The sequence below is a fragment of the Flavobacterium caeni genome, from assembly GCF_900101895.1.
GTDB classification, from domain to species: domain Bacteria; phylum Bacteroidota; class Bacteroidia; order Flavobacteriales; family Flavobacteriaceae; genus Flavobacterium; species Flavobacterium caeni.
The window spans coordinates 1-15,462 of sequence record NZ_FMVF01000007.1 but is presented as its reverse complement, the minus strand read 5'-3'; the positions used below and the strand labels follow the sequence as shown (position 1 = coordinate 15,462).

The 15,462-nt window shown below is 49.7% G+C and carries 14 protein-coding genes; 8 read left to right on the top strand and 6 right to left on the bottom strand.

The window, feature by feature from the left end:
- Positions 1 to 7: 7 nt before the first annotated feature.
- Together BLP55_RS07955 and BLP55_RS07950 are read right to left on the bottom strand one after the other, a co-directional pair.
- A complete protein-coding gene (locus BLP55_RS07955) occupies positions 8 to 415 on the bottom strand; it encodes a hypothetical protein (RefSeq protein WP_139149626.1) in 408 nt (135 codons plus the stop codon).
- A gap of 66 nt (positions 416 to 481) precedes the next feature.
- Positions 482 to 907, bottom strand: a complete 426-nt coding sequence (locus tag BLP55_RS07950) for a hypothetical protein (RefSeq protein WP_091141821.1) — start codon at positions 905 to 907, stop codon at positions 482 to 484.
- Positions 908 to 1,105: 198 nt separating this feature from the next.
- On the opposite strand from BLP55_RS07950, the gene BLP55_RS07945 reads away from it, so the two are divergent.
- The 4 genes from BLP55_RS07945 to BLP55_RS07930 all read left to right on the top strand — a co-directional run bounded on the left by BLP55_RS07945 (position 1,106) and on the right by BLP55_RS07930 (position 4,100).
- Complete coding sequence (locus BLP55_RS07945; protein WP_091141820.1) at positions 1,106 to 2,056, top strand: hypothetical protein; 951 nt, start codon at positions 1,106 to 1,108, stop codon at positions 2,054 to 2,056.
- Positions 2,056 to 2,712, top strand: a complete 657-nt coding sequence (locus BLP55_RS07940; RefSeq protein ID WP_139149625.1) for a hypothetical protein — start codon at positions 2,056 to 2,058, stop codon at positions 2,710 to 2,712. The genes BLP55_RS07945 and BLP55_RS07940 overlap by 1 nt, the downstream gene beginning before the upstream one ends.
- 83 nt (positions 2,713 to 2,795) lie before the next feature.
- Positions 2,796 to 3,527, top strand: coding sequence for a metallophosphoesterase (locus tag BLP55_RS07935; RefSeq protein ID WP_091141818.1), 732 nt, complete (start codon positions 2,796 to 2,798; stop codon positions 3,525 to 3,527).
- 39 nt (positions 3,528 to 3,566) lie between these two features.
- The gene (locus tag BLP55_RS07930; RefSeq protein ID WP_091141817.1) at positions 3,567 to 4,100 is read left to right on the top strand and encodes a DUF6646 family protein; all 534 of its coding nucleotides are present in this window, start codon (positions 3,567 to 3,569) and stop codon (positions 4,098 to 4,100) included.
- Between the two features lie 47 nt (positions 4,101 to 4,147).
- Here BLP55_RS07930 and BLP55_RS07925 read toward each other — a convergent pair whose 3' ends face one another.
- The 4 genes from BLP55_RS07925 to BLP55_RS07910 form a co-directional block, all read right to left on the bottom strand.
- The gene (locus BLP55_RS07925) at positions 4,148 to 4,534 is read right to left on the bottom strand and encodes a carboxypeptidase-like regulatory domain-containing protein (RefSeq protein ID WP_139149624.1); all 387 of its coding nucleotides are present in this window, start codon (positions 4,532 to 4,534) and stop codon (positions 4,148 to 4,150) included.
- Between the two features lie 151 nt (positions 4,535 to 4,685).
- Positions 4,686 to 6,239 carry an L-piperidine-6-carboxylate dehydrogenase gene (gene amaB / locus BLP55_RS07920; protein WP_091141815.1) on the bottom strand — a complete coding sequence of 518 codons (1,554 nt, stop codon included), beginning with the start codon at positions 6,237 to 6,239 and terminating at the stop codon, positions 4,686 to 4,688.
- 294 nt (positions 6,240 to 6,533) lie between these two features.
- The gene (locus BLP55_RS07915) at positions 6,534 to 7,058 is read right to left on the bottom strand and encodes a 3-hydroxyanthranilate 3,4-dioxygenase (RefSeq protein WP_091141814.1); all 525 of its coding nucleotides are present in this window, start codon (positions 7,056 to 7,058) and stop codon (positions 6,534 to 6,536) included.
- A 146-nt stretch (positions 7,059 to 7,204) separates the two neighbouring features.
- On the bottom strand, positions 7,205 to 8,320 hold the full coding sequence (locus BLP55_RS07910) for an endonuclease/exonuclease/phosphatase family protein (RefSeq protein ID WP_091141813.1): 1,116 nt from the start codon (positions 8,318 to 8,320) through the stop codon (positions 7,205 to 7,207).
- Positions 8,321 to 8,461: 141 nt separating this feature from the next.
- Between BLP55_RS07910 and BLP55_RS07905 the strand changes: the two genes are divergently transcribed.
- From BLP55_RS07905 to BLP55_RS07890, 4 genes are all read left to right on the top strand, one after another.
- On the top strand, positions 8,462 to 11,245 hold the full coding sequence (locus BLP55_RS07905) for a carboxypeptidase-like regulatory domain-containing protein (RefSeq protein ID WP_091141812.1): 2,784 nt from the start codon (positions 8,462 to 8,464) through the stop codon (positions 11,243 to 11,245).
- A gap of 10 nt (positions 11,246 to 11,255) precedes the next feature.
- Positions 11,256 to 11,879: a DUF5017 domain-containing protein gene (locus BLP55_RS07900; protein ID WP_091141811.1), complete on the top strand. Its 624-nt coding sequence runs from the start codon at positions 11,256 to 11,258 to the stop codon at positions 11,877 to 11,879.
- Between the two features lie 4 nt (positions 11,880 to 11,883).
- The gene (locus tag BLP55_RS07895; RefSeq protein WP_091141810.1) at positions 11,884 to 13,272 is read left to right on the top strand and encodes a DUF5689 domain-containing protein; all 1,389 of its coding nucleotides are present in this window, start codon (positions 11,884 to 11,886) and stop codon (positions 13,270 to 13,272) included.
- 410 nt (positions 13,273 to 13,682) lie between these two features.
- Positions 13,683 to 15,158: a T9SS type A sorting domain-containing protein gene (locus tag BLP55_RS07890; RefSeq protein ID WP_091141809.1), complete on the top strand. Its 1,476-nt coding sequence runs from the start codon at positions 13,683 to 13,685 to the stop codon at positions 15,156 to 15,158.
- The last annotated feature ends 304 nt before the right edge of the window (positions 15,159 to 15,462 follow it).

The window sequence follows — 15,462 nt, the reverse complement described above, 5'->3', positions numbered from 1 at the left end:
GGTTGGTTTACGGAAAGACAATTTCTTGTATATAACTTCTATAATCTGTAAAAAAATACGCAAAGAGCTGACACCAGAATCCGCATCGCTCGGCAGAAACCGAGAGCGCACCAGGGCCGACGGTGGACTTAGCCAAAGCTACCAATGAGGCGCCGTCATAGTTCTTGAAGATGTTTTCCGGGCTTGCGTCGCTGTCCAAAAACCGATAGACGTCCTTCAAAAAGTTATCCTCAGCGGTGGTACGCGCGGCGGTACCCAGTTGTTGTTTTTTCCAATTGTCAAAGGTCATATTCTTAGCGAAGGATTTGTTCGCCTCGGTGACCAAGACTACCATTGCCGATTTCGCATAATGGTTGTTTTGCGCGTGGAACATCACGGTAAAAAGGCTTGTAAATAAGATAAATATTGTTTTCATGGCGTTGATTTTTAAATCTGTCCGAATCCGACAAGGCCGAGTTCGGACAGATTGACTTCTCTTTTACTAAGGGTTCACAACCGGTGGATTCTCCGATAAATAGTCGATGATTGCCCTGACTACGGCATTGAGCAACTCGCACCAAAATCCGCATTTTGCGTTGGACGCCGACAACGTCCCAAGGCTACCTTTTGTCTTGGCCAGCTCCAAGAGCGATTGCCCGCTGTAGTTCCTTGAAATGGTTTCCGGATTGGCATTGACCGATAAAAATCCGTACACATCCTTGAGCACCTTGTCCTCTTGTGGCGACGGAACCGCCGATTTACCCGCTATATTGGCAACCCAATCCTTGTAGGTCATCCCTTTGGTGTAAGTACTTTTGGCTCCGCTGACCAAAACTACCATTGCAGATTTGGTGTACGTGTTGTGCTGCGCCTGCACGGCAACAGAAAACAAAAATGTGGCACATAGTCCTAAAATAAAATTTTTCATGGCGTAAAAATTAAGATTAAACAAATTAGCCGGCTTTGATACTGTAAACTTACGTCACCCCATTTTCATTCCTTTACAGTTTTTCTGTACATTTTGTTAAAACTTAATCCGCAGGGCGCCAACGGACTACGTTTTGCGCCGCCGTATACCGCTGATATTCCCTATATTTGACGTCAAAGTTTAGCTTTTACCCCAAACATGCTGCGACACCTCTTTTTACTCCTGTTTTTTCTGGCTCTGACGCCTGCCATCGCGCAAACGCACAACACCAAATGCATGCGCTGCAAATACAGCCCGTACAACATTGCGAAAAACCGCGCACCCGTCAAAGGCCGTGCACTCGACGAATGTGGTTGCGAAGCCTGCGCGGTCAAAGCAAAAAAGGAGCACCAGGCAAGACAGGCCGAGGAAAAACGCCGCGTCGATGCCCTGCTCGCCAAACAAAAAGCCGACGCCGAAGCGAAAGAAAAAGCCTGGAAGGAAGAACAGCAACGCAAAGCTGAAGCGCTCGCGCGCAAAAAAGCGCAGGAGGAAAAAGACCGCCAGGCGCGTCAGGCGATGATCGAAAAATACCGCAGTTTGGCCGACAAAGGAAAGGTCAAAGTCAAAGAAAGCGGCGGTCCTGTCGAGGATGTCGATCTAAAAATTGTACCGTTTGTCGACAACAAGAAAAAAACCTACGGATTCAAGATCGACACCCTCGTCGTTTATGAAAAACAACACGACGCGTATTCTTGCTCATTTCGCCAAATCGAGAACTCGAAATATTTTTCATTGACGTTTTCTGACAAGAGCTATACAAAATTCCGAAACCTCATACTCAACCAATACGGCGAGGAAATGACCGTTGGCGGCGTCAAGGAATTTTCGCTGGTTTCGTGGCCGAAAAACCAGATCCATGTCTACATCGACCAGGCCGAGCCCGAATTCGTGCGCAACTGGGCCGATGTCGAATTCCGCGCGATCATGTATACCGACCGCGCCTCGGCCATTACCGAAATTACACGGCCAAGATCGGGCTATTCGTTTGGTTGCGAGGACAATTTTGTGGTGCCGTGCAAACAATACGTCCTCAATCTTTCGCTCGACACCGAACAAACCATCGAAGGTTACCGGATTTTTAGTACCGACGCCAAATGTACCAACTGATGAAACGCCTGCTACTCCTCTTGCTTTTTTCAAGTGTCGGACATGCCCAGGCATCGTTCGAAGCGCTCGATTCGCTGTCGGTGGTTGTTTCGAAATGGCAGGCGATGACCGAAGGCACGACCTACAAAGATGCCAGCGGCCAACTGCAAACGCTAAGCTTCCCCGAGGAGAATTTCCAAATATGGTTTGCCGACCGAATGGCGTCTAAGGCGGTCTTCAAAAAAACCGGCGATACCGAAGTGCTGGCCTTGACCGAAAACATCGATCTTTCTAAGGCGACAGGTATCAGCGTAAGCGACAATTACTTTGGCGTGGCCTACATCCAGCTTGATTTTCCCGAGGGCCATTTGAAAACGCAGTTGTATGAAAATGGCGAACTCAAAGAAACCGTAGGCGTCAACCGGCTCGAGTTTTTTTGCCGATACGGCGCGCTCGACCCCAACAAAAAGTTCTATTTCGACCTGATGTTCGATATGGTCTATGCGTTGTGCAACATGATGAAGGTCGAAAAAGGCTTGACCAATGTCGATACCATCAGAACCGAGCTCACCGACTGGAACAAGCTCAGCGCGGCCGCCTTTCTCGCCAAGCATCCGAACTCGCTGATGGCAACGCAGGCCAAACTGAATCTAAAAGAAGCCGAAAAAAAAGACTGATCCCGCAGGTTTTTTAGCACTAATTTTCTGTATAAAAAGTTAAACTATTTTCGCCTACTTTTGCTAATAGCTAGCTTTAAGAGATGAACCGCACCTTAGTCATAGGCGATATTCACGGCGCATTGATTGCGCTCAAGCAGGTTTTGGAGCGCGCTCAAGTGAACCGCAGCGACCAACTTATCTTTTTGGGGGATTATGCCGATGGCTGGAGCCAAACCCCGCAATTGCTCGATTTTTTGATCGAGTTCCGCAAAACCCACGATTGTATTTTTATGCGCGGCAACCACGACGAATTGTTGTGGCAATGGCTGGGCGGCGCCAAAGACAACCTGCTGTGGAACAAACACGGCGGCAGCGTCACCATAGCCGCCTATGAAACCATCGACAGCGACATCCGCAAAAAGCACCGCGATTTTCTTGGGTCGCTACAGGACTACCATCTTGACGAAGACAACCGACTTTTTGTACACGCGGGCTTTACGAGCCTACACGGCGTCACGCTCGAACATTTTCCGCGCATGCTGTATTGGGACCGAACACTCTGGGAAACGGCACTTGCGCTCGACCCGACCATGAAGACCGACGATTTGGCCTATCCGCGACGCCTGTTGTTGTACAAAGAGATTTTCCTCGGACACACTCCCGTGACGCGTATCGGGCAAACCGTTCCCGTCAAAAGGGGCAATATTTGGAACGTAGACACCGGCGCCGCCTTTCACGGACCGCTCACCATTATGGACGTCGATTCTAAAAAATTCTGGCAAAGCGACCCGTTGCCGCAACTTTACCCCGAGGAAAATGGCCGGAATTTGTAAAAAACAGTACATTTGCCGCACTATTCAAAAACAAGTAACATGAAGAAAATCATTACACTGATCGCTTTGGCCGTTGCGCTGGGCGTAAATGCACAGGCCTACAAAGGCAAGGGCGACAAGAAATTTCAAGTAGGGGCCAACATCCAAAGTGGCGGTACGGGTATCCGTGTTTCTGCCGATTTCGGGTTGGGCGAGAACATCTCTTACGGATTCACCGCTACTTATTTGCTCGCCGCCGACGATTCGTACCGTTTGGAAAACAACTTTTTTGGTTTCCCGGTTACCGTTCCCGATGCGCCCGAGTTTCAGGACCGTTTCGATGCCAAGGCGCGTTTCAGCGCGAATTTGGGCAGCGTGATGGGCTTGCCGTCGGCTGTGGATGTTTATCCAGGTTTGCACGTCGGTTTGCGCAATTTTGGTACGCACTTGGGCGCGCGCTACTTCTTTAGCGACGGATTCGGTGTGTTTACAGAAGCCGAGCTTCCTATCGCCAAGTACGACAAGAATGTCGTGGGTGTAGAGGCCTACAACAACCAATTCGTTTTTAACATTGGTGCCTCGTTTGGTTTTTAACCGAAACGTTCCATAAAATAGAAAACCCGCTTTAAAAGCGGGTTTTTTTATGGGTTGGGCACCAAATTGATTGTCAGGTGCTCCGGAATCACGTGGCACTCGTCCCGATGTACGGGCAGCGGCTCGGATGTATACGTTTGATAACCCGTCTTTGAAACGGTTACAATATACAACCCGGGACGTTCCCATGCACCCGAAAAAGTGGGCGTGTCTGGAATGATGGGCTGCAAATCCTCGATGTAGTTCCCGTCACGCGCCGTGACCACGATCCCCGACGGTGTCGTGATGGCCTCTCCGTTTAGCGTAACCGTCACGTTGATTCCCGCCCGCGCCTCGGTCGTACAAGGATGATGGTGGCGGTGGTAATCGTCGTCTTCACAGGTATGTGCCATCAACAGTGGCGTCAAGGCAAAAAGCAGCAGTAATTTTCTCATGGTTGTTGTTTTTGGTTGTACTACTTGCAGATACAATTTACAAAAAAAGGTTGCAAAAAAAACCGGCTTTTTGACGGCCGGTTCTTCCTTTGAATAGTAAAGCAATTTTTTAAACTGCTTCTATGATGTGGACGTGTCCAAAAGGTTGCGTCTACAAATCAAATTTGATGCCCTGCGCGAGCGGCAGGTTGGTGGTGTAATTGATCGTATTGGTTTGTCTGCGCATGTAGATCTTCCAGGCATCCGACCCCGATTCACGGCCGCCACCGGTTTCTTTCTCGCCGCCGAAAGCACCGCCGATCTCGGCGCCCGAAGTACCGATGTTGACGTTGGCGATCCCGCAATCAGATCCCGCCACCGAAAGGAATTTTTCGGCCTCGCGCAAATTGTTCGTCATGATGGCAGACGAAAGCCCTTGCGCCACGCCATTCTGCAATTCGATCGCATTTTCTACATCGCCCGAATATTTAAGCAAATACAACACCGGTGCAAAAGTTTCGTGCTGGACGATCTTGAAATCGTTGCTTGCCTCGGCGATGGCCGGCTTGACATAACAGCCGCTTTCGTATCCCGCGCCAGACAAAACCTCGCCCTCGACGAGAATTTTTCCGCCTTCGGCCACCACTTGTTCAAGCGCCTTTTTGTACAAATCGACGGCATGCGTATCGATCAGCGGGCCCACGTGGTTGTTTTGGTCGAGCGGGTTGCCGATGCGCAACTGCCCATAAGCACCCACGATGGCATCTTTCACTTTGTCGTAAATGCTTTCGTGGATGATCAGTCGACGGGTAGACGTACAACGTTGTCCTGCCGTACCCACCGCGCCGAATACCGCACCAATGACGGTCATCTTGATGTCGGCGTCGGGTGTGACGATGATGGCGTTGTTGCCGCCCAATTCGAGCAACGATTTACCCAATCTGGCCGCCACGGCCTGCGCGACGATTTTGCCCATACGCGTCGATCCGGTCGCCGAAACAAGCGGAACCCTTGTATCGGCCGTCATGAGTTCACCGATTTTATAGTCGCCGTTCACAAGGCACGAAATGCCTTCGGGCAGGTTGTTTTCTTTGAGGACCTCGGCAATAATGTTCTGGCACGCGATGCCACACAAAGGCGTTTTCTCTGAAGGTTTCCAGATGCACACGTCGCCCGCGATCCAGGCCAGTGCCGTGTTCCAAGACCAAACCGCCACCGGGAAGTTGAACGCCGAAATGATCCCGACGATACCCAACGGATGGTATTGCTCATACATACGGTGCCCCGGACGCTCCGAGTGCATGGTAAGCCCGTGCAATTGGCGCGACAAACCCACCGCGAAATCGCAGATGTCGATCATTTCCTGCACCTCGCCATAGCCTTCCTGCAACGACTTGCCCATTTCGTACGAAACGAGTTTGCCGAGCGCTTCCTTGCGCTTGCGCAATTTTTCGCCAAACTGGCGTACGATTTCGCCGCGTTGCGGGGCTGGCATCAATCGAAAAGTTTTAAAAGCCTCGGTCGCGGCCTGCATGGCTTTTTCATAGTCGGCGGCGGTAGACATTTTTACCTTGCCGATGAGTTGGCCGTCTACGGGTGAATACGATTCGAGGATGTCGCCCGAAGCAAAGTTGTTTTGTCCGGTCGAGGTGCCTTCGTTGACGGCTTTGATGCCGAGTTGGGCCAGTGCTTCGGTCATGCCGAATTGTTGGGCTATTGTCATTATATTTTATTATTTATTGTTTATTCTTATTATTTATTCCACAAATGTACTCGATTATTGACAATTGACAATTAATCGTTCTAAGTTTCTCGGTTGCCTGAGGCCCCGACGCTTCGGGGACAGCGGCATCCTTTTGCGACTTGCTCAACCGTCGCAAAAGATTACCTCGCCAACTTACTATTTTAATTGGTGTTCGGTCGGTTCGCTATCGCTCGGGTGAGCGGAAAGCCCGACTGCGCCCGTGCATGTCTCAATTCCGACCATTTTGTTGCGCCGGCACGCCCAAGAAAATAAAAACTAATCGATAAACCGCGGATCGGTATCCATCACGGTACCGCAGTGGTCGCAGGTGCGCAAGGGCTTGCTGCCGTAAAAATGTTTGAAATGCGGCAAAAAGTCCTTCTCGATGTCGTTAAGTTCAAAATACACCTCGTGGAGTTTGTGGTTGCAGTTTTCGCAAAACCACAGCAACCCGTCGGTAAAGCCTTTGCCCGCCCGTTTGCGTTCGATGACCAAGCCGATTGAATTGGCCGAGCGCACCGGTGAATGTGGGGTTTTGGCCGGATGCAGGTACATGTCGCCGGGGCCGAGTTCCATTTCCTTGCGCCGGCCATCTTCTTGGATGATGACTTTAATGGTGCCCTCGAGCTGGTAGAACAATTCCTCAGTCTCGTTGTAATGGTAGTCTTTACGCGCGTTCGGGCCGGCCACGACCATGACGATATAGTCTTCGGATTCGGCGTACAGGTTCTTATTGCCCACAGGCGGTTTGAGCAAGTGGCGGTTTTCGTCTATCCAGCGGTTCAGGTTGAAAGGTTTCATGGTGAAAGTCGTAAAGTCTAAAGGTCATAAAGTCTAAAAAGCAGGTGCTTTAGTCAACGCTAAGATACAAAAAAAGACCGGCGAACCGATCTCATTTTGCACTGTCATCACGCCTTTACGACTTTATGACTTTATGACTTTACGACTTACTTCGACTCTTTGATCAAATAAATATACACCGGAAAGTGGTCGCTGTACCCTACTTCATTGGCCCCATGACGCAACGGATAGCCTTTGTATTGTCCGGTGGTCGTGATCAGGTACGGTTTGTTGTAGATGCCCGCCTTCCAATAACGGAACGACGAAAAATCCTTGCGCGCGAGCGGCTCGGTAAACATGATCTGGTCGAAAATGTCGCCGGCGTCGCGGTAAAACAGCGTGGCATTCCCTTCGCGTTGCATTTGCTCGAACGGGTTGTACACGTCGCGGGACTCCTTGAGCTGGTCGCGTTTGAGCTTGGCACCGATCTCGACCTTGACGCTTTTGTTGTACGGCCCGTCGTTCAAATCGCCCATGGTGATGACCTTGGCATCGGGGTTGATCTGGATCAGCGAGTCGATGATTTTGCGGTTGAGCCTCGCGGCCGCCTCACGAAACGGGCTGCTTTTCTTCTCGCCACCTGAGCGCGAAGGCCAGTGGTTGACGATCACGTGGATTTCTTCGCCATCGAGCATTCCAGTCACGAGCAACTGGTCGCGTGTGTAGACGCGCTTGTCTGCCGTTGGCGCAGCGGGTTTGTCATCGGCTTCGTCGTCTTTGTCTTCTTTTTCTTTCTCCTTTTCCTTATCGGTGGCGTTGCTGTAGATGTACAGCGGGATGTTTTTGTAGCTCGTAGGCTTGAAATATTTCTTTTGGTAGAGCAAAGCCACGTCGATACCGCGTTTGTCGGGCGAATCAAAATGTACGATGCCGTAATCCTTACGGATGATTTGCGGGTCTTTGACCAGGTCTTCGAGTACGCCGCGGTTTTCTATTTCCGCTCCGCCGATAAGCGTAGGCGAATTGTTCGGGTTTTCGCTCGTGCCGATTTCAGAAATGACACGCGCCATGTTCTTTATTTTTTGCTTGTACTTGGCGCCGGTCCAGTTTTGCGACCCTTTCGGCAACCATTCTTCGTCGTTGTTGGACTGGTTGATCGTATCAAACAAGTTCTCTAGATTGTAGAACGCAACGGTATGCACAATAAATTTTTTTTGCTGTGCAACAGACGCTTGAATTGCGAATAATACAATAAACACGGCAATAAATCTGCTAATCCTCATAAAAACACGTATATTAAATTACGGTGAACTTTGCTATAAATTTCGGGCCAAAGGTATGTAATGTTATTAAAAGATGTACATTTGCGGGCTGTTAAGTTTTTATTAAGACTTAAGATTCAAAATTTTAACTAATTTTTATTTATGAAAAAACTTGTTTTAAGTATTCTAATTGCGATGCAAGTTGTGGTTGGTTTCGCGCAATCGGGAACAGGCGTTACCGGAAAGGTCGTCGACTCCAAGACGCAAAAACCGATGCAAAATGTGGTCGCTACGATCCAGAATGCCAACCTGACGCAGGTTACCGATGTCACTGGTAAATTCACGTTCAACAACCTTGCCGCAGGAAGCCAGGTCATGGAAATCAAGACACAAGGTTACAAGGCGCAATTGCTTCAGGTAGAACTCACTGCCGGAAACATTCTCGATTTGGGCGTGGTGGTACTCGAAGAGGACATCACCGAGGAGCAACAGCTCGCGTTGATCACCATCACCGAAAACGACTTGGGTGACGACAACTCGGGATCGGAAAGTACCTCGGGCTTGCTCCAGGCCAGCCGCGATGCCTACCAACAGGCCGCCGCATTCAACTGGGGCCAAGCGCGTTTCAGGATCCGCGGACTCGACAACGAATACGGCACCACAATGATCAACGGCGTGGTGATGAACAAACTATACGACGGAAGACCGCAGTGGAGCAACTGGGGTGGTCTTAACGACGCCACGAGAAACCAGGAGTTTACCATGGGTTCTCATCCGTCAGACTATACCTTTGGCGGTATCCTCGGAACGCAGGAAATCAACACCCGCGCTTCTATTTATCGTCCGGGCTCGAGGATTTCATTCTCGGGAACCAACACCAACTACAGCTGGAGGATGATGGGAACCCACGCCTCTGGAATGAACACCAACGGTTGGGCGTTTGTGGTTTCGGCTTCGAGAAGATGGGCACAGGAAGGCTACTTTGACGGTACCGACTATGCCGCGAACTCTTTGTTCTTGAGCGTCGAGAAAAAATTCAACGACAAACACTCCTTGAACTTCACGTCGATTTACGCGCAAAACAGCCGCGGCAAGAACTCGCCGAACACGCAGGAAGTTACCGATTTGCTCGGACATAAATACAACTCGTACTGGGGTTGGCAAGGTGGCGAGAAACGCAACTCGCGTGACAAAGACGTCGAGGAGCCGATCAACATCTTGAGCCACTACTGGAAAATCTCTCCGCGCACGAACCTCAATACCAATGTGGCCTACCAAACCGGCCGCGTGGCCAACTCGCGTTTGGAGAATCCGATAGGTAACAATCCAGACCCTACCTATTACAGAAAATTACCAAGTTATTACTTGAACTATCATGCCACTTCGGGCCCGCTCGAAGGACAGTGGCAGCCGAACTATGTTGAGGCCAACAATAACCTGATCAAATTGTTTGCGAACCGCCAGATAGACTGGGGTTCGATGTATGTGGCCAACCAAAATACCGCCACGGGCGAAGCGGCCCACATGCTTACCGAGCAACGCAACGACGACGACCAGTTTACGGCCAACTCGATCTTGTCTTCGCAATTGGCCGACCACATCAGCTTGAACGCGGGGGCTACGTTCCGTAAACTCAAATCGCACAACTATGCAGTGGTAACCGATTTGTTGGGCGCAGACTATTACTTAAACGTCGATCCTTTCTTTGTGGGCGACGAAGCACAATTCGATTTGAACAACCCGAACGGGAAGGTTTACGAAGGCGGGAAAGCAGGTTACAACTACAACTTGTTCGCAACCACTTGGGATGCCTTTACACAGTTTAAGTTCAACTACCGCGTGTTTGATTTCTATTTGGCGCAAACATATTCAAGATCGGAGTACCAGAGAGAAGGTTTGTTCCGCAACGGACACTATCCGAACACTTCATTCGGCAAGGGCGCGAAAATCTCTTACGAGAACTTTGGATTCAAAGGTGGCTTGACCTACAAAATGTCGGGCAGAAGTTTCTTCGACTTGAACGCCGTATACATGACCAAGGCACCTAGCCTTAGAAACACCTTCGCCAACGCGCGTAACAACAACGCCTTTACACCAGGTGTAACCGACGAAACCGTAACGGCGGGTGATTTGAGCTACATCTTGCGTGCACCAAAACTCAAGGCGCGTTTGACCGCTTTCTACTCGAAGATCCAAAACACGGCTGAATTGCAGTTCTACTATGCCGAAAACATTTCGGACGAAACCGACAACGAAGACTCGTTCATCAGCGAATTGCTGACCGGTATCGACAAACAAAACATCGGAGTAGAATTGGGTATCGAATACCAGATTACGCCTACGATCGAAATCAACGCTGCCGCCAACTACGGACAATATACCTACACCAACAACCCGAACCTCAAGATCAACGACGACGCCTTGGCATTGAGCAACCGCGCGATTACCGATTTTGGCCCTGCCTATATCAAAGACTACCGTGTTTCTGGAACACCACAACAGGCTTACTCGTTGGGAATAGAATACAGAAGTCCTAAATTCTGGTGGGTAGGCGTCAACGGAAACTACCTCGCCGACAATTATTTGGACGTATCGAGCGTTTTGAGAACAGACAATTTCACGATCGGCCCGAACGGCGTATCGTTTGACGGTGCCTCGCCCGACAACGTGAGAAAAGCGTTGCAGCAGGAAAAATTCGACGATTTCTACCTTGTAAACCTTACCGGTGGTAAATCATGGAAAATCAAGAGCACTACCTTTGGTGTATTTGCAACGGTGAACAACGTGTTGGACCAAATATACAAGAGCGGCGGATTCGAACAATCGAGAAAAGCGACTTACCCCGATTATGTACAGGACACCGCCAGCGGCACCCGTGGTTTTGGTCCTAAATATTTCTACGGTTACGGACGGACTTATTTCGTAAACCTTTACGTTAACTTCTAAAAATTGCACGATGAAAAATAAATTTGTAAAACCAATTTTGTTTGTGGCGCTCGCTTTGGGCTTCGCAAGCTGCGTGGAAGATGATGATTTCGCGATCCCGCCAATCAACGAGGCGTTTTTCTCCGAGAATTTCAACACAGCCGTAGACAACACCGTCTTTGATTTTGAAGGTTGGACCAACTACCCAGAGGTGGGCACCGAACTTTGGACTGAAGAAATGTTCGACGGCGACGGAACCATCCAGTTTAACCCATACGGCAATGGCGAGTCTACGAATATTTCGTGGGCCATTTCGCCGCAGATTCCTGTTGCGCAATACAACAACATCAAGATGTCGTTTACCTCTGCCCAGAATTTTGTTTCCGATCCAGAAAACAACCGCGTCGAACTTTGGGTTTCTTCTGATTTCGATGGTACCAATTTCGAAGAAGCGACATGGACCCAATTCGACGCCAAATTCGCAACCAACGACGATGACGGTTATGACATGGTTCGTTCAGGAGAAATAGATTTGTCTTCGTTCGTCGGACAAAGCCACATCAGTGTCGGTTTCAAGGCAATCGGTTCAGGATCGAACACTGCGCTCGACGGTTTGTACCAGATTAATGATTTAAATGTTTACACTTCAAAATAAGCTTATGAAAGTTTTTAAAATAGTTCCCGTTGTCGCGTTGGTTGCTGCCTTTTCGGGCTGCGTTAACGATGACGTTTACAATACACCGGATTTGTCTGGTTATTGTACCACCATTCCGGTGACCGCCGCGGTTTCTGACATTTTTACATCGGCCTTGCCTGCCTGGCCAGACCTACCGGTTCAGTATACCGATGACAAAACCATCGAAGCTTATGTTACGTCGAGCGACGAAGGGGGCACCTTTTACAAATCGATTTCATTCGTCTCTGTAGACGGCGCGATGGGCTTCAGCATCCCGGTAGACAATTACAACCTGTACACGCAATACGAGCCGGGCAGAAAAGTATTCATCAAGCTCAAAGATCTTTACTTGATCAAAAACAACGGTTACCAGGCCGGCGGCTTGTACAACGGCAACACACCCGATGATCCGGACGACGATGCCGTAGGCCGTCTCTCGGGCGCGACGTATCAAAACGTGATTTTTCGTTCTTGCGACAAGGTTGACGAGGAAACCCTTGTAAACCATATGACGATTGCCGAAGCACTCGACGACGCCAATTTGAACAAGTTGATCGAATTCGAAAATGTACAACTTTCAAGCACCTCGGTGGGCAAGAAGTATTATGACCCGAGCGTGAACTCAATCGGTGGCGCAACCAACCACACGCTCAACGACGATTTGGGCGGCTCCGTCATTTTACGTATCAGCGAATTCGCCAATTTTGCAGGCGATGTCATCCCTAATGCATCGGGAACCATCAGAGGCGTTTTGACCAAGTTCGGCAGCACCTACCAATTCTTACCGCGTACGATCCACGACATCAAACTCGCTGGCGATCGCTTTATTCCCCATGCACCAATCGGAGGAACGGCTGTTACTTTCGACAGTACGCTCAACGAGCCTTTTACGAGCTATGCAACCAACTTTACCGAATTCCCTAAATACGTCAACGACCGTACAGAGGGCAACAGGTATTGGCAGGTAAAAGAGTTTTCGAGCAACAAGTATATCGAGATGACGTCATTTGGTTCCAACGGCAGCAGCATCAACGCCAAGGCCTACTTGTTTGTCCCTGTTAATTTTGATGCGGCCAGCACCATGACGTTTAAGTCGCAGTTCAGGTTCATGGCCGGCCAAACCTTAAAGGTTTACTATGTCACGGGCGATCAATACGCTGCGGGCGATCCGTTCGATGTAAGTACATTTGCCGATATCACGGCCAGCTTCAACATCCAGTATCCTGCTTCGGGAAGTCAAAATGATTTTCTGCAGAACGCGACGTTTAACATTCCGCCAAGCTTGACCGGTAATGGCTTCTTTGTATTCGAGCATGTCGGGACAACCACCATTACTACAACCGCACGTATCGACGACATCGTGATCAACTAAGTATTTTTGGTACCAATACAAAAGAGGCTTTAGGGCCTCTTTTTTTGTTTCTATGATTTCGGACATATGTACGCCTTTAGGGCTTTCCTAGCGCACGCATGCCCTTCCTTGTACGCCTTCTACCGAAAGAACGATTTGATTGGCGTATTCCTAAACCAATATTCAAACAAACTTGTTGTGAAAAATCTGTTGTAAAAAAATCACAACAGTTTTTTTACAACAGAAGTTCTGTCAAATTGGATACAGGAGCAAAAAGAACAACAATGGCATGCTTGGGAAAGGCAGACCTAATCTTTCGCGCCGCGGTTCGAACCCCAAGCACGGTGCAACGCCACAATCTGGGACAAATGACCCATTGCCTCTTGGTCAAATGCTTCGTTTCTTGCAAATAATCTATAAATTCTTACATAATGAAAAAAGTAACTTTAAGAACCATCGCACTTTCGGGGGTTTTGCTTTGCGGCAAATTCGCCGATGCCCAAATTCAAAAAGGAAACGACATCGATGGAGAAACCACCGGCGACCGCTCGGGATTTGCCGTAAGCATGCCCGACAGCAACACCATTGCCATCGGCGCGCCGCAGAACGATGCCAACGGCGGAAGCTCAGGCCAAGTCAGGATATACAACTGGTCTGGTTCGGCCTGGACACAAAAAGGATTGGACCTCGACGGCGATGCCGCGAACGATCTATTTGGTGGTACGATTTCGATGCCCGATGCCAATACGGTAGCCATTGGGGCGCCGCAAAACGACGGTACCGACCTCGATGCCGGACAAGTAAAGATATTTACATGGAACGGATCGGCGTGGCAACTCAAAGGAAGTGTATTACAAGGCGAGGCTTCTCCCGGGTTCTTCGGGTACCTGTTCGGCAGTTCGGTGAGCATGCCCGACGCCAATACAATCGGCGTGAGCAGCCCTTGGCATGATGCCAACGGCATTTTCTCGGGTCAGGTCGAGGTATTCGATTGGAACGGCAGCGATTGGGTGCAAAGGGGCACTTCCATCAACGGCGCTGTGGCGAGCTATTCGGGAAGCGCGATCAGCATGCCTTCTGCCAACGTGGTGGCCATCGCTTCGCAAGGCGGTACGACGGGCAATACGGGGCAGGTTAAGATCTATCAATGGGATGGCGCGTCATGGATCCAAAAGGGCAACAGCATTATCGGGGAAGCCAATGCCGATTATTCAGGCAGTTCGATCAGCATGCCCGACGACAACACCATCGCCATAGGTGCCGAAGACAACGACGGAAGCTTCCCGCAGGCGGGCCATGTTCGCATATTCCAATGGAACGGTTCGTCGTGGGTTCAAAAAGGTGCAGACATAGACGGCGAAGCACAAAACGACAAATCAGGAGACTCGGTAAGCATGCCCAATGCCAACACGGTAGCCATCGGTGCCATCGCCAACAACGGGCAAGCCGGCCACACCCGAATCTACGCTTGGAATGGCGCAAACTGGATGCAAGTGGGCGTCGATATAGACGGTGAGGCGCCTTTGGACCAGTCGGGACATTCGGTTTCGATGCCCAACCCGGGTACCGTTGCCATCGGGGCCATTCAAAACGATGGCAACGGAAACGAAGCAGGACACGTCAGGATCTACGACCTATCGCATCTGTTGGGCGTCGAGGTCAACCGATTCGAAAACCCTTTCAGTGTGTATCCGAACCCTACAAAAGACAAATTTATCCTCGCGGGCATTCCCGATGCCGAAGGGGTTTCTTTGGTGCTGCGCAACATCCATGGACAAGAAATATGGAAGAAAAGCAATGTTTCGACCGATAAACCAGAACTGGAAATCAAAGGCGGATCGGGTATCTATTTTCTCGAAATCACAGCGCAAGACAAAAAATCGGTCGTCAAGATCGTCAAAGAATAATCTTTCGAATCTGTTGGACAAAGGGTCGAAGAATAGTCGCGTATAAAGCTTCTAGCAAAATGCTTTCTCGTTTACAAGAATGACCGATTAACACTATTGCCGAAAGCCAGTACCATGACACCACCGGTGTACAATAAAAAAGCCCCCGTTGTATCGGGGGCTTTTGGTATATAATGTAGTTACATTATTTCACAATAAGGAACTCGCTACGTCTGTTCTGTGCGTGCTGCTCCTCGGTGCACGATTCGCCGCAGTCCACCTTCGGCTCGGCCTCGCCGAAGCCCTTGCCGGTGATGCGATTCTT

Excerpts from the sequence above, each read along its gene's own strand:
- BLP55_RS07955 (WP_139149626.1), bottom strand. The coding sequence starts at position 415 with ATGAAAACAATATTTATCTTATTTACAAGCCTTTTTACCGTGATGTTC.
- BLP55_RS07950 (WP_091141821.1), bottom strand. The coding sequence starts at position 907 with ATGAAAAATTTTATTTTAGGACTATGTGCCACATTTTTGTTTTCTGTT.
- BLP55_RS07945 (WP_091141820.1), top strand. The coding sequence starts at position 1,106 with ATGCTGCGACACCTCTTTTTACTCCTGTTTTTTCTGGCTCTGACGCCT.
- BLP55_RS07940 (WP_139149625.1), top strand. The coding sequence starts at position 2,056 with ATGAAACGCCTGCTACTCCTCTTGCTTTTTTCAAGTGTCGGACATGCC.
- BLP55_RS07935 (WP_091141818.1), top strand. The coding sequence starts at position 2,796 with ATGAACCGCACCTTAGTCATAGGCGATATTCACGGCGCATTGATTGCG.
- BLP55_RS07930 (WP_091141817.1), top strand. The coding sequence starts at position 3,567 with ATGAAGAAAATCATTACACTGATCGCTTTGGCCGTTGCGCTGGGCGTA.
- BLP55_RS07925 (WP_139149624.1), bottom strand. The coding sequence starts at position 4,534 with ATGAGAAAATTACTGCTGCTTTTTGCCTTGACGCCACTGTTGATGGCA.
- BLP55_RS07915 (WP_091141814.1), bottom strand. The coding sequence starts at position 7,058 with ATGAAACCTTTCAACCTGAACCGCTGGATAGACGAAAACCGCCACTTG.
- BLP55_RS07910 (WP_091141813.1), bottom strand. The coding sequence starts at position 8,320 with ATGAGGATTAGCAGATTTATTGCCGTGTTTATTGTATTATTCGCAATT.
- BLP55_RS07905 (WP_091141812.1), top strand. The coding sequence starts at position 8,462 with ATGAAAAAACTTGTTTTAAGTATTCTAATTGCGATGCAAGTTGTGGTT.
- BLP55_RS07900 (WP_091141811.1), top strand. The coding sequence starts at position 11,256 with ATGAAAAATAAATTTGTAAAACCAATTTTGTTTGTGGCGCTCGCTTTG.
- BLP55_RS07895 (WP_091141810.1), top strand. The coding sequence starts at position 11,884 with ATGAAAGTTTTTAAAATAGTTCCCGTTGTCGCGTTGGTTGCTGCCTTT.
- BLP55_RS07890 (WP_091141809.1), top strand. The coding sequence starts at position 13,683 with ATGAAAAAAGTAACTTTAAGAACCATCGCACTTTCGGGGGTTTTGCTT.